General features: G+C 55.4%; 13 protein-coding genes. 12 read left to right on the top strand and 1 reads right to left on the bottom strand.

Annotated elements, in window-relative coordinates; translation table 11 throughout:
- Nucleotides 1-18 precede the first annotated feature (18 nt).
- The 12 genes from chuS (at nt 19) to pmrB (ending at nt 14,409) form a co-directional block, all read left to right on the top strand.
- Nucleotides 19-1,047: a hematinate-forming heme oxygenase ChuS gene (chuS, locus tag OGW17_RS02995; RefSeq protein WP_071257280.1), complete on the top strand. Its 1,029-nt coding sequence runs from the start codon at nt 19-21 to the stop codon at nt 1,045-1,047.
- Nucleotides 1,044-1,865: a heme/hemin ABC transporter substrate-binding protein gene (locus OGW17_RS03000; protein ID WP_071257277.1), complete on the top strand. Its 822-nt coding sequence runs from the start codon at nt 1,044-1,046 to the stop codon at nt 1,863-1,865. Before chuS ends, OGW17_RS03000 begins: the two co-directional genes overlap by 4 nt.
- The gene (locus OGW17_RS03005) at nt 1,865-2,857 is read left to right on the top strand and encodes a FecCD family ABC transporter permease (RefSeq protein ID WP_071257274.1); all 993 of its coding nucleotides are present in this window, start codon (nt 1,865-1,867) and stop codon (nt 2,855-2,857) included. Before OGW17_RS03000 ends, OGW17_RS03005 begins: the two co-directional genes overlap by 1 nt.
- A complete protein-coding gene (locus OGW17_RS03010; protein ID WP_049011926.1) occupies nt 2,850-3,629 on the top strand; it encodes a heme ABC transporter ATP-binding protein in 780 nt (259 codons plus the stop codon). Before OGW17_RS03005 ends, OGW17_RS03010 begins: the two co-directional genes overlap by 8 nt.
- A 105-nt stretch (nt 3,630-3,734) precedes the next feature.
- Nucleotides 3,735-4,688, top strand: a complete 954-nt coding sequence (locus OGW17_RS03015; protein WP_071257272.1) for a nickel/cobalt transporter — start codon at nt 3,735-3,737, stop codon at nt 4,686-4,688.
- A 109-nt stretch (nt 4,689-4,797) separates the two neighbouring features.
- Complete coding sequence (locus tag OGW17_RS03020) at nt 4,798-6,429, top strand: sensor histidine kinase (RefSeq protein WP_024130815.1); 1,632 nt, start codon at nt 4,798-4,800, stop codon at nt 6,427-6,429.
- Entirely contained in the window at nt 6,426-7,145 is a 720-nt protein-coding gene (gene dcuR, locus OGW17_RS03025; protein ID WP_012134518.1) for a two-component system response regulator DcuR, read from the top strand. Before OGW17_RS03020 ends, dcuR begins: the two co-directional genes overlap by 4 nt.
- Before the next feature lie 597 nt (nt 7,146-7,742).
- Nucleotides 7,743-9,083 carry an anaerobic C4-dicarboxylate transporter DcuB gene (dcuB, locus tag OGW17_RS03030; RefSeq protein ID WP_012134520.1) on the top strand — a complete coding sequence of 447 codons (1,341 nt, stop codon included), beginning with the start codon at nt 7,743-7,745 and terminating at the stop codon, nt 9,081-9,083.
- A gap of 86 nt (nt 9,084-9,169) precedes the next feature.
- A complete protein-coding gene (gene fumA, locus OGW17_RS03035; protein WP_071257269.1) occupies nt 9,170-10,816 on the top strand; it encodes a class I fumarate hydratase FumA in 1,647 nt (548 codons plus the stop codon).
- A 198-nt stretch (nt 10,817-11,014) separates the two neighbouring features.
- Entirely contained in the window at nt 11,015-12,658 is a 1,644-nt protein-coding gene (gene eptA / locus OGW17_RS03040) for a phosphoethanolamine transferase EptA (RefSeq protein WP_071257267.1), read from the top strand.
- Complete coding sequence (gene pmrA, locus OGW17_RS03045) at nt 12,655-13,323, top strand: two-component system response regulator PmrA (protein ID WP_012134524.1); 669 nt, start codon at nt 12,655-12,657, stop codon at nt 13,321-13,323. Before eptA ends, pmrA begins: the two co-directional genes overlap by 4 nt.
- Nucleotides 13,324-14,409: a two-component system sensor histidine kinase PmrB gene (gene pmrB / locus OGW17_RS03050; protein ID WP_024130816.1), complete on the top strand. Its 1,086-nt coding sequence runs from the start codon at nt 13,324-13,326 to the stop codon at nt 14,407-14,409. It begins immediately after the preceding gene.
- Here the strand turns inward: pmrB and pmrR are convergent.
- On the bottom strand, nt 14,403-14,492 hold the full coding sequence (pmrR, locus tag OGW17_RS03055; protein WP_052194426.1) for an LpxT activity modulator PmrR: 90 nt from the start codon (nt 14,490-14,492) through the stop codon (nt 14,403-14,405). The two genes, pmrB and pmrR, sit on opposite strands and share 7 nt — an antisense overlap.
- Between the last annotated feature and the right edge of the window lie 61 nt (nt 14,493-14,553).

Consider the following 14,553-nt stretch of genomic DNA (forward strand, 5'->3'; position numbering starts at 1 on the left):
CACTGGAAGGAAGAGACAATGAACCACTACACACGCTGGCTTGAGCTAAAAGAACAACATCCTGGTAAGTACGCGCGTGACATCGCTGGTTTACTGAGGATCAGCGAGGCGGAGCTGACGTTTGCCCGCGTCGGTCATGACGCATGGCGGCTGCGCGGCGACACACGTGAAATTTTCGCGGCGCTGGAATCCGTTGGCGAAACAAAATGCATCTGCCGCAACGAGTATGCGGTACACGAGCAGGTCGGCGCATTCACCAATCAACACCTGAGCGGTCACGCCGGGCTGGTACTGAACCCACGCGCGCTCGATCTGCGCTTATTTTTAAATCAATGGGCCAGCGTGTTCCACATTAAGGAAGCGACCGCCCGTGGCGAGCGCCAGAGCATTCAGTTCTTTGATCATCAGGGCGATGCGCTCCTGAAGGTGTATGCCACGGACAACACCGACACCGCCGCCTGGGACGAGCTTCTGCAACATTTTATCGTGACCGAGAATGCGCCGCTGGCGCTGAAAGCGGCTGAAACCCCTGTTAACGAAACGGCTGCCGATGCCATGACCGTCGACAGAGAGTGGCGCGCGATGACCGACGTTCACCAGTTCTTCACGCTGCTCAAGCGCCATAACCTGACCCGCCAGCAGGCTTTTGAACGGGTCGCTGACGATCTGGCCTGCAAGGTGCCAAACGGCGCGCTGGCGCAGCTCCTCGACGCCGCCCTTAAAGACGGCAATGAAATCATGGTGTTCGTCGGCAACAGAGGCTGCGTGCAAATTTTCACCGGCGTGGTCGAAAAAGTCGTGCCGATGAAAGGCTGGCTGAATATTTTCAACCCGACGTTTACGCTGCACCTGCTGGAAGAGACGATTGCCGAGACCTGGATAACCCGCAAACCTACCGCAGATGGCCACGTCACCAGTCTGGAACTCTTTGCGCATGACGGCACGCAAATCGCTCAGCTTTACGGTCAGCGTACGGAAGGCGAACCAGAACAGACACAGTGGCGCAAACAGATTGAGGCGCTGATGCCAAAAGGACTGGCGGCATGAAAAAACTGCTTGCCCTGATTGCCGCCCTGCCGCTGACGGTTCTTGCCGCGAAACAGGATAAGATCGTCGCGCTCGGCGGAGATGTCACCGAGATCGTGTACGCACTCGGCGCACAGTCTTCGCTGGTCGCCCGCGACAGCACCAGCCAGTGGCCGCCGGAGGCCACTGCCCTGCCGGATGTGGGGTATCTGCGCCAGCTAAATGCCGAAGGTATCCTCGCCACGCGTCCCGATCTTGTGCTGGCAAGCAGCCAGGCTCAGCCCTCGCTGGTACTCAAACAGGTCGAGCAAAGTCATGTTCGGGTCATTACCGTACCGAGCCGCAACGACCTGCGCGTCATCGACGAGAAAGTGCAGGTCATCGCCAACGCCACCGACCGGGTGGCTGAAGGCGAGGCGCTGCGCCAGACGCTGAATAAAGAGATCTCCGCGCTGCCGACCACGCCGCTCAATAAGCGGGTGCTGTTTATTCTTAACCACGGCGGAATGAGCGCGATGGCCGCCGGACAGCAAACGGGAGCGGATGCCGCCATTCGCGCGGCAGGGCTACAAAATGCGATGCAGGGCGTCTCCCGCTATCAGCCGCTCTCACAGGAAGGCGTGATCGCCAGCCAGCCCGATCTGGTGGTGATTCCCCATGAGGGATTAACGGCGATGGGCGGCGAAGAGAATCTCTGGAAGTTACCTGGACTGGCGCAGACCCCTGCCGGGCGCAATAAGCAGGTGTTCGCGGTCGATGATATGGCGCTGCTCGGTTTTAGCGTGCGTACGCCTCAGGCGATTCAGCAGCTACGCGCGAAAGCGGAGTCATTGCCCTGATGCCACGGCGGATCACGTTTTCTCTGTATACGCTGGCGCTGATGCTGGCAGTGGTGACGGTCGTGGCAAGCGGTTTTGGCGCATTACGCCTGCCGCTCAGCCTGCTCTGGCATGACGGCGACGACGCGTTACGCCAGATCTGGTTCAACATTCGTCTGCCCCGGGTTCTGCTCGCGCTGGTGATTGGCGGCTCGCTGGCGCTGGCCGGGTGCGTGATGCAGGGGCTCTTTCGCAACCCCCTCGCCGATCCGGGACTGCTCGGCATCAGCAGCGGCGCGGCGTTAGCCGTTGCGCTGTGGGTCGTCCTTCCGCTCACGCTGCCTCCCCTGATTATGCTGTATGCGCCGATGCTGGCGGCATTCATTGGCGCGCTCATCGCAACGGTCGTTATTTTCCTGCTCAGCCGACAGCGGGACAGTTCGCTCTCCCGGCTGCTGCTGGTCGGCATCGCCATTAATGCGCTATGCGGCGCGGCGGTGGGCGTGTTGTCGTGGATCAGCAATGACACCCAGCTACGCCAGCTCTCGCTATGGGGAATGGGCAGCCTTGGCCAGGCGCAGTGGTCAACGCTGCTGGCGGTCGCCTCTTTGATGATCCCAACGGTATTTCTCATCTGGCGTCTTGCTGGCGCGCTTAACCTGCTGCAACTGGGAGAGGAAGAGGCGCATTACCTGGGCGTCGATGTCCGGGTTGTTCAGCGAATCCTGCTGATCTGTAGCGCGTTGCTGGTGGCGGCGGCTGTCGCCGTCAGCGGCGTGATCGGTTTTATCGGTCTGGTCGTGCCGCATCTGATACGGATGTGGCTAGGGGCAGACCATCGTGCGGTGATCCCCGGCTCCGTGCTGGCGGGCGCCTTTCTGCTGCTGATTGCCGATACCATCGCCCGAACGCTGGTTGCCCCGGCTGAAATGCCGGTCGGGCTGCTGACCAGTATTCTGGGTGCGCCGTGGTTCCTGTGGCTTATTTTCCGCCGGGGAGGTCAGTATGGCTGAACGTTTTCTCGCTGACAGCGTCAGCTACGCCGCTGCGGGCAGAACAATTATTCGCGATATCTCGCTCTCCCTGACCCAGGGAGAACTGCTGGCATTAATTGGCCCCAACGGTGCCGGGAAATCGACGCTGTTAAGGCTGCTCACCGGTTATCTCACTCCGGCAGACGGGCGTTGCCTGCTGGCCGGCAAACCGCTTGAGCAATGGCCTGCGCAGACACTGTCCCGCTACCGCGCGGTCATGCTTCAGCAAACGCGAATGGGGTTCGACTGGCCCGTTGAGGCCGTAATCGGCATGGGGCGAATGCCCTGGACGCAGCAGCCCGAAGCGGCGGTGATTCATCAGGTGATGCAGCTTACGGAATGTTTGCCGCTGGCGGGAAGACGCTACGCTTCCTTGTCCGGCGGCGAACAGCAGCGCGTACAGCTGGCGCGCGCGCTGGCGCAGCTATGGTGCGACGGCTCCCCACGCGGCTGGCTTTTTCTTGATGAGCCCACTTCCGCGCTGGATCTGTTCCACCAGCAGCATTTACTGCGGTTGCTGAAAACGCTGACCCGTAAGGGCCATCTGCATGTTTGCATCGTGCTGCACGATCTCAACCTGGCGGCCCTGTGGGCGGATCGAATCGTGTTGCTGCATGGCGGCAACATCGTTGCCGAAGGCGCACCCGCCGAGGTTCTGCAAGCCGGTACGCTAACCCGCTGGTACGGCGCGGAAGTCCACGTCGGAACACACCCGACAAGCGGCGGGCCGCAGATCTTCCTCGCGCCTTAACCGGAAAATGCCGGATAACGGTTTCGCCTTATCCGGCTGACAATTCTGCGGAGAATCGCTTTCCTCAGGCTATACTTTCCGCAAAACTCATTACCAGGCGGAATCATGATCGCACCAAAACAGCTTCCCTCCCTGCGTTTACCGCTGGCAGGACTCCTGATGTTGACGCTGCTGTGGGCAGGTTTCACCGTGCACAGCCATTGGGAAGCGTTTATCCAGTGGTGTCTCGCCGCCCAGATCACCCTGCACCGCTATCTGGTCATGTATTTGCTGCAACTCAATAACCACCAGTACACCGGCGGGCTATGGCTGCTGACCGGCGCGTTCTTCTATGGCGTACTGCATGCGATTGGGCCAGGGCATGGGAAATTTATCGTCACCACCTGGCTGAGCACGACGAAAGAGAGCCTGCTTGCCGCGCGGGTCGTGCCCTTTATTGGCAGCCTGATGCAGGGCGTCAGCGCCATACTGTTCGTGTTTATTCTGGCGGTCGGCTTCAACCTGGCCGCCGGCGATCTCAGCACCAGCCGCTGGTACGTCGAGAAAATCAGCGCCGTCCTGATTGGCGCGTTCGGGCTATTTATCATCTACCAGGCGCTAAAAACCCTGCGTCCAAGGCCCATTTTCTCGCGTTTCTCTCTGCCGCACAGCCACGACGAACACTGTGGCTGCGGGCATCACGGCGTGGGCGCAGAACTCACCGACGGCAACTGGAAAACACGCCTCGGCGTGATTCTGGCGACAGGCGCCCGCCCCTGTAGCGGGGCAATCATGATTTTACTGTTCTCCAACGCGCTCGGTATTGTCAGTTGGGGGATTGCCGCCGTCATGACCATGTCCTTCGGCACGGCGCTGTCGATTATGGGGCTGTCGCTGGCGGTACGTTACGCACGCAACCAGACCCAGGCGCTGTTTGCCGGGAACCATGCCCCCCTGCGCTGGCTGGGGCCGGTTATCCGCATCATCGGCGGTCTGGCGCTGGTACTATTTGCCCTCATTCTGTTTCTGACGGTGATCCCCATCAGTGCGAACGGTGATTATATTGCGGCGGGGTGTTAACCTGTTTGCCGGGCGATAGCGTGCTTATGCCCCTGTCTTTCCCTACCTCCTTTGAATTACCCGTCCCATCAGGGATAATACCCACACAATGTGTAATCTCAGGATCGCGATGAAACATTCTCTGCAACGCCGCGCTGGACGAAAACGCCAGATGAAACTCGGCACGACCGTGATATTGATGGTCAGCGCCGTGTTGTTCTCCGTGCTGCTCGTCGTCCATCTGATTTATTTCTCACAGATCAGCCACATGACGCGCGACGCGCTGGCAGACAAAGCGCTGGCGGTCGCCCGTACGCTGGCGGACTCCCCGGAAATTCGCCAGCGTATGAAGCAAAAGCCGACAGAGAGCGGCATTCAGGCGATCGCCGAGGCGGTTCGCAAACGCAACGATATGTTATTTATCGTGATTACCGATATGAAGAGCATTCGCTATTCGCACCCGGAAGCGCAGCGAATCGGCCAGCCGTTTAAAGGCGACGACATCCTGCTGGCGCTACAGGGGCATGAAAACGTCGCCATCAATCGCGGTTTTCTTGCCAAAGCGCTGCGGGTTTTCACGCCCATTTATGACGACAATCATCAGCAGATCGGCGTCGTGGCGATTGGCCTTGAGCTCAGCAGAGTAACGGAGCAGATCAACAACAGCCGCTGGAGCATCATCTGGTCGATTCTGTTCGGCGCGCTGGTGGGGCTGCTGGGCACTTACGTGCTGGTGAAGGTGCTCAAACGCATCCTGTTCGGCCTGGAGCCGTATGAAATTTCCACGCTGTTTGAGCAGCGCCAGGCGATGCTGCAATCCATCAAAGAGGGGGTGGTCGCCGTTGACGACGGCGGCGAGGTGACGTTAATCAACCAGGCGGCGCAGGAACTTCTCGATTACCGCAAATCGCAGGATGACGCGCACTTATCCTCGCTTAGCCACGCCTGGTCGCAGGTAGTGAATCTGAACGACGTGCTCCGCGACGGTACGCCGCGCCGGGATGAAGAGATTACCGTTAAAGATCGTCTGCTGCTTATCAACACCGTTCCGGTACGCAGCAATGGAAAAATCATCGGCGCGATCTCCACGTTCAGGGACAAAACAGAAGTCCGCCAGCTCATGCAGCGTCTGGACGGAATGGTCAACTACGCGGATGCACTCCGTGAACGATCCCACGAATTTATGAACAAATTACATGTCATTCTGGGATTATTGCATCTGAAGAGTTATAAGCAGCTTGAAGATTATATTATTAAGACGGCTAATAACTATCAGGAAGAGATCGGCTCACTGTTGGGGAAAATAAAGTCGCCCGTTATCGCAGGCTTTTTGCTCAGTAAGATTAATCGCACCTCCGATTTAGGGCACAGCCTGGTGATTAGCAATGAAAGTCGATTACCGGACAGCCGTAATGAAGATCAAATCACCGTATTGATTACCATTCTGGGCAATTTAATTGAAAACGCGCTGGAGGCGCTAGGTCAACAACCCGGCGGTGAAATCAGCGTATCCTTGCATTATCGGCATGGCTGGCTGCATTGTGAAGTCAACGATGACGGGCCGGGAATTGACCCCGAACGCATAGAGCAAATTTTTGACAAAGGCGTCTCGTCAAAAGGAACGGAGCGTGGCGTCGGTCTGGCGATAGTAAAACAGCAAGTTGAGAGTATCGGCGGCAATATTACCGTCGAATCGGAACCCGGGATCTTCACACAATTTTTTGTTCAAATACCCTGGGACGGGGAGAGGACCAGCATATGATCAATGTTTTAATTGTCGATGACGATGCGATGGTAGCAGAGTTAAACCGCCGCTATGTTGCGCAGATCGCTGGCTTTCACTGCTGCGGCACCGCGTCTACGCTGGAGAAAGCAAAAGCGTTTATCTTCGATGGCGAAAACCATATTGATCTGATTTTACTGGATATTTACATGCAGAAGGAGAACGGGCTGGACCTGCTGCCCGTCCTGCACAGCGCCGGATGCAAATGTGACGTCATCGTTATCTCCTCCGCCGCCGACGCCACCACCATCAAAGATTCGCTCCATTACGGCGTGGTCGATTATTTGATCAAACCGTTTCAGGCTTCCCGCTTTGAAGAGGCGCTGACCGGCTGGCTGCAAAAGAAAACGGCGATGGAGAAGCACCAGTATTATGAACAATCAGAGCTGGATCGGCTGATTCACGGCAGTGCATCCAATGAGCCGGATACCCGACGCCTGCCTAAAGGGCTGACGCCGCAAACGCTGCGCACCCTGTGTCAGTGGATCGATGCGCACCAGGACCAGGAATTTTCAACTGACGAGCTGGCGAATGAGGTCAATATTTCCCGCGTTTCCTGCCGTAAATATCTTATCTGGCTGGTCAATTGCCATATTCTGTTTACCAGCATCCATTATGGCGTGACCGGCAGACCGGTTTACCGTTATCGTATTCAGGCCGAACATTATTCTTTACTTAAGCAATATTGCCAGTAGAAAAGAAGCCGCTTCGCATTATGCGTTATATAAAGGTAACAATTATTACAATAATGAAAAATAACAAAGGCACAAGTTACACCTTCAAAAATAGAGAATTTGTGCCAGATCAAATATGAACACAAATATGTTTTAATTCATCAGCTTATTATTCAGAAGCGTCACGTTGTTTTTAATTTCAAAAACGGTAACAAAAGTTAATTAAGTATTATGTGACTCGTAGAGTGTGTATTTTTAACTATAAAGGAGTAGTCTGGGATTCACCGGACACATAAAAAAAATTAAAATAACGCTATTTTTGTGAGCAGACGATATGTTCCTGAAATTCAGTGACATAGAATACAAAACACACAACCTGCCCTGCTCTTCTTTGTTAACCAGCCCATCGCCAGGGAGCTTCGTTCTCTGAATACGCCATAAACAGAAGCCAAGAATGACTCATGATTTACTGAAAAATTCTTATTTCATGTTTAGAGATTAATCATCAATACAGACAAAGCGAATATTCGTCAGGCTCTGAGGACAATTCACAAAAAACAGAACATGACTGTGATCTATTTATCAAAAATTAAACAGGTTTATCGCGAGGGTAGATAAATGTTATTTAGTATACAACTTATCATAATATTAGTGTGTTTGTTTTATGGCGCCAGAAAAGGCGGTATCGCGCTGGGTTTATTAGGCGGTATCGGTCTGGTCATTCTGGTCTTTGTTTTCCACCTCCAGCCGGGTAAACCGCCCGTCGACGTTATGCTGGTTATCATCGCCGTGGTCGCCGCCTCCGCCACGCTACAGGCCTCCGGCGGCCTGGATGTGATGTTGCAGATTGCCGAGAAGCTGCTGCGTCGCAACCCCAAATACGTCTCCATCGTCGCCCCGTTTGTAACCTGCACGCTGACCATCCTGTGCGGTACGGGCCATGTGGTGTACACCATTCTGCCCATCATCTACGACGTCGCGATTAAGAACAATATTCGCCCGGAACGTCCTATGGCAGCCAGTTCTATCGGCGCGCAGATGGGGATCATCGCCAGCCCGGTTTCTGTGGCGGTCGTTTCGCTGGTCGCGATGTTGGGTAACTTCACCTTTAACGGTAAGCATCTGGAATTCCTTGACCTGCTCTCCATCACCATTCCATCGACCCTGCTGGGTATCCTGGCTATCGGTATTTTCAGCTGGTTCCGTGGTAAAGATCTGGATAAAGACGAAGAGTTCCAGAAGTTCATCTCCGTCCCGGAAAACTACCACTACGTGTATGGCGACACTGCCACGCTGCTGGATAAAAAACTGCCGAAAAGCAACTGGCTGGCCATGTGGATCTTCCTGTCGGCCATCGCCGTTGTCGCTCTGTTAGGCGCCTTCTCTGAACTGCGTCCGGTCTTCGGCGGCAAACCGCTGTCGATGGTACTGGTCATTCAGATGTTCATGCTGCTGACCGGCGCGCTGATTATTATCCTGACAAAAACCAATCCTGCTTCTATCTCAAAAAATGAAGTCTTCCGTTCAGGTATGATCGCGATTGTGGCGGTGTACGGTATTGCCTGGATGGCGGAAACCATGTTCGGCGCGCACATGACTGAAATCGAAAGCGTGCTGGGCGAAATGGTGAAAGAGTATCCGTGGGCCTATGCGATTGTTCTGCTGCTGGTCTCCAAGTTTGTAAACTCCCAGGCGGCGGCGCTGGCGGCGATCGTTCCGTTAGCACTGGCTATCGGCGTAGACCCGGCTTACATCGTGGCGTCAGCACCAGCGTGCTATGGCTACTACATTCTGCCGACCTACCCGAGCGATCTGGCCGCGATTCAGTTCGACCGTTCCGGCACCACCCACATTGGTCGCTTCGTCATTAACCACAGCTTTATTCTGCCCGGTTTGATTGGCGTAAGCGTCTCCTGTGTATTTGGCTGGATCTTCGCCGCCATGTACGGGTTCCTGTAACAGCACCTTGCGTGCCGCCCGTTATCGCGCGGCACGCCATCTATACAATTCAAATAATTCAGGATAATTAAAAAGGCTGGAAGCATATGTCGAATAAAGAATTTATATATCAGGCGCCTTTCCCGATGGGGGAAGACAAAACGGAGTATTATCTCCTGACCTCCGATCACGTTAGCGTTGGCGAATTTGAAGGAGAGTCGATACTGAAGGTTGAGCCACAGGCCCTGACGCTCCTGGCCCAGCAAGCCTTCCACGATGCCTCCTTTATGCTCCGCCCGGAGCACCAGCAACAAGTCGCCTCCATTCTCCATGACCCCGAAGCCAGCGAAAACGATAAGTACGTCGCGCTGCAATTTTTACGCAACTCCGAAATTGCCGCTAAAGGCGTTCTGCCGACCTGCCAGGATACCGGCACGGCGATTATCGTCGGTAAAAAGGGCCAGCGCGTCTGGACGGGCGGCGGCGATGAAGCCGCGCTCTCCAAAGGCGTGTTCAACACCTATATCGAAGACAACCTGCGCTATTCGCAGAACGCCGCGCTGGATATGTACAAAGAGGTCAACACTGGCACCAACCTGCCCGCGCAAATCGACCTCTACACGGTTGATGGCGACGAATACAAGTTCCTCTGCGTGGCAAAAGGCGGCGGCTCGGCGAACAAAACCTATCTGTATCAGGAAACCAAAGCGCTGCTAACGCCCGGCAAGCTGAAAAACTTCCTCGTTGAGAAAATGCGCACCCTGGGCACCGCAGCCTGCCCGCCGTACCACATCGCGTTTGTGATTGGCGGGACATCGGCGGAAAGCACGCTGAAAACCGTGAAGCTGGCCAGTGCGCATTATTACGACGGTCTGCCGACTGAAGGTAACGAACACGGCCAGGCCTTCCGCGATATTCAACTGGAACAGGAACTGCTGGAAGAGGCGCAGAAGCTCGGCCTCGGCGCACAGTTTGGCGGTAAATACTTCGCGCACGATATCCGGGTAATCCGCCTGCCGCGTCACGGCGCGTCCTGCCCGGTCGGCATGGGCGTCTCCTGCTCGGCTGACCGCAACATCAAAGCCAAAATCAACCGTGAAGGGATCTGGATCGAAAAACTGGAACACAATCCCGCGCAGTACATCCCGGAAGCCCTGCGTCAGGCCGGTGAAGGCGAAGTGGTGAAAGTTGACCTCAACCGGCCGATGAAAGAGATCCTCGCCCAGCTTTCACAGTACCCGGTATCAACCCGCCTGTCGCTGAGCGGCACCATCATCGTCGGTCGCGATATCGCCCATGCGAAGCTGAAAGAGCGCATCGAATCCGGCGAAGGTCTGCCGCAGTACATTAAAGATCACCCCATCTACTACGCAGGCCCGGCGAAAACGCCAGCAGGCTACCCGTCCGGCTCTCTGGGGCCAACCACCGCAGGACGCATGGACTCCTACGTTGATCTGCTGCAATCTCACGGCGGCAGCATGATCATGCTGGCGAAAGGCAACCGTAGCCAGCAGGTCACCGACGCCTGCCACAAATACGGCGGCTTCTATCTGGGCAGCATTGGCGGCCCGGCTGCGGTGCTGGCGCAGCAGAGTATCAAGCATCTGGAGTGCGTGGAGTACCCGGAACTGGGTATGGAAGCGATCTGGAAAATCGAAGTGGAAGACTTCCCGGCGTTTATCCTGGTGGATGACAAAGGCAACGATTTCTTCCAGCAGATTGTCAGCAAACAGTGCGCGAACTGCGCGAAATAACCTGCCCGGCCCGGTTATCTCATCGGGCCGTTTTTCCCTTTATTTACAGCATGGCGGATACGCCGTTTACCCCCCGATGGCGCTACGTTTATCAGCCCTGTGGCGACGATCGCAGGTCGCCCCACAACCTTAAAAACTTAAGGTTGGCTTAATGTTGCTTTGCGAGGATCGGCGCACTTAGTTGATGGACATACCATAATGCTGAAGCGCGTTTTAAAAAGACCGACCCTCGGACACATTACCTGGCTGTTACTCCTTTCATTCTACATCGCCGTCTGTCTGAACATCGCTTTCTACAAGCAGGTGATGCAAGCCCTGCCGCTGGATTCAATGCACAACGTGCTGGTGTTTTTATCCATGCCGCTTGTCGCGTTTAGCGTCATCAATATCGTACTGACGCTGGCGTCGTTCCTGTGGCTTAACCGCCCGCTGGCCTGCCTCTTTATTCTGACGGGCGCCGCCGCGCAATACTTCATCATGACCTACGGCATCGTCATGGACCGCTCCATGATCGCCAACATGATGGATACCACACCGGCAGAAACGTTCGCGCTGGTCACGCCGCAAATGGCGCTTACGCTGGGATTAAGCGGCCTTCTGGCGGCGGTAATCGCCTGTAGCATCAAAATCAAACCGACCTCTCTGACATTACGCAGCGGCGCGTATCGCGCCCTCAACGTGCTGGCTTCGCTTCTGCTGATCGTGCTGGTCGCCGCCTGCTTCTACAAAGATTACGCCTCGCTTTTTCGCAATAACAAAGAGCTGATCAAGTCTCTCAGCCCGTCGAACAGCCTGGTCGCCAGTTGGTCGTGGTATTCACATGAGCGACTCGCCAACCTGCCTTTGGTACGCATTGGCGAAGATGCGCATCGCAACCCCGCGATGCTGAAAGAAAAACGGCATAATCTGACCATCCTGATCGTCGGCGAAACCTCGCGTGGGGATAACTTCTCGCTGTCTGGCTATTCACGGCACACCAATCCGCGTCTGGCGCAGGATAATGTGGTCTACTTCCCGCACACCACCTCCTGCGGCACCGCAACGGCGATCTCGGTTCCCTGCATGTTTTCCGGTATGCCGCGTAAACACTACAACGAAGGGCTGGCGCACCATCAGGAAGGGTTGCTGGACATCATTCAGCGAGCCGGAGTTAGCGTGCTGTGGAACGATAACGACGGCGGCTGTAAAGGCGCCTGCGATCGCGTGCCGCATCAGGATATGACCGCGCTGAAATTGCCGGGTCAGTGCATTAACGGCGAATGTTACGACGAAGTGCTCTTTCACGGGCTGGAGGAATACATCGATAAACTCCAGGGCGACGGCGTCATTGTGCTGCACACCATCGGCAGCCACGGCCCGACCTATTATCACCGTTATCCGCCGCAGTTTGCGCAATTTACCCCGACCTGCGACACCAATGAAATTCAGACCTGTTCGCAGCAACAGTTAGTGAATACTTACGATAATACCGTACTGTACGTGGACTATATTGTTGATAAGGCAATCAATATATTAAAAGCGCATCAGGATAAATTCACCACCAGCCTGGTCTATCTTTCCGACCACGGTGAATCTTTAGGAGAAAATGGCGTCTATTTGCATGGGCTGCCATACGCCATTGCGCCGGATGCGCAAAAGCATATCCCGATGCTCCTCTGGCTCTCGGAGGATTATCAGAAACGTTACCGGACAGACCTGACATGTTTGCAAAAGCGGGCAGCCCAGGAGGATTTCTCGCAGGACAACCTTTTCTCAACCATGCTCGGATTAACGGGCGTACAGACCAGGAACTACCAGGCCGCAGACGATATTCTGCAACCTTGCAGGAGGCTAACTGAATGAAAATTCTGATTGTTGAAGACGATACGCTGTTATTACAGGGACTGATACTCGCTGCACAAACGGAGGGTTACGCCTGCGACGGCGTTTCTACCGCCCGGGCGGCGGAACACTGTCTGGAAACAGGGCATTACAGCCTGGTCGTGCTGGATCTTGGGTTGCCTGATGAGGACGGTCTGCATTTTCTGACGCGAATAAGACAGAAAAAATACACCCTTCCGGTATTGATCCTCACCGCCCGCGACACGCTCAACGACCGCATCACCGGGCTGGATGTCGGGGCGGATGATTATCTGGTAAAGCCGTTTGCGCTGGAGGAGTTACATGCGCGTATTCGCGCGCTGCTGCGTCGTCATCACAATCAGGGTGAAAGCGAATTGACCGTCGGCAATCTGATGCTGAATCTGGGGCGTCGTCAGGTGTGGCTGGCCGGGCAAGAGCTTATCTTAACGCCCAAAGAGTATGCGCTGCTGTCGCGGCTGATGCTCAAAGCAGGCAGCCCGGTACACCGTGAAATCTTGTATAACGACATCTATAACTGGGACAACGAACCGTCAACCAATACCCTGGAAGTGCATATTCACAACCTGCGCGACAAAGTGGGGAAATCACGTATCCGCACGGTGCGCGGGTTTGGTTATATGCTGGTTGCCGTTGAGGAAAACTAAGTGAACCTTACGCGTTTTCTGCACAGACCGATGACCCTTCGTCAGCGTCTGATGCTGACCATTGGCTCTATCCTGCTGGTGCTGCAACTGATCAGCACCTTCTGGCTATGGCACGAGAGCACCGAGCAGATTGAGCTTTTCGAGCAGGCGCTGCTGGAGGACAGGAATAACGATCGGCACATCAGGCATGAGGTTCGCGAAGCGGTCGCCAGCCTGATCGTTCCCGCCGTGTTTATGGTCAGCCTGACGCTGCTGATCTGCTATCAGGCCGTCCGGCGCATCACCCGCCCGCTTGCCGACCTGCAAAAAGAGCTGGAAGCCCGCACGGCCGATAACCTGACGCCTATCGACATTCACAGCTCGACGATTGAAATTGAAGCCGTCGTCTCGGCGCTTAACCAACTGGTCACTCGCCTGACTACGACGCTGGAGAATGAACGCCTGTTCACCGCCGACGTCGCCCACGAGCTACGCACGCCGCTGGCGGGCGTGCGTCTGCATCTGGAACTGCTGGCGAAAGCGCACAATGTTAACGTCACGCCGTTGATTGCGCGTCTTGATCAAATGATGGACAGCGTCTCGCAGCTGCTGCAATTAGCACGCGTGGGGCAGTCGTTCTCATCCGGTAATTACCAGTCGGTGAAGCTGCTGGATGACGTGATCCTGCCCTCTTACGATGAACTGAACACCATGCTGGAAACACGCCAGCAGACGCTGCAACTGCCGGAAAGCACAGCAGACGCCACCGTGCGCGGCGATGCCACGCTACTGCGTATGCTGTTGCGTAATCTTGTGGAAAATGCGCACCGCTACAGTCCGAAAGGGTCAACCATCACCATTATCCTCAATAATGCGGAAAGCGACGCGATGATGGCCGTCGAAGACGAAGGGCCGGGAATTGATGAAAGTAAATGCGGGGAGTTAAGTGAAGCGTTTGTCCGCATGGACAGCCGCTATGGCGGTATCGGGCTGGGGTTAAGCATTGTCTCCCGCATCACGCAGTTGCACCACGGGCAATTCTTTTTGCAAAACCGTGTGGGAACGACGGGAACCCGCGCGTGGGTGCTGTTGAAAAGAGATCAGTAAGTCGTAACCCAGACATACAGGAAACTGCTGACAATCAGCATACTGAACAGGGTTGTCAGACTTTCATACATTCGCGTTTTCATCACACTCTCCTCCGATGGTCTGGAGGAGAGTATGCCTGACGAAGATTAAGCGAACATTAAG

This window comes from Citrobacter sp. CK181, from assembly GCF_030333595.1.
GTDB classification, from domain to species: domain Bacteria; phylum Pseudomonadota; class Gammaproteobacteria; order Enterobacterales; family Enterobacteriaceae; genus Citrobacter_B; species Citrobacter_B koseri.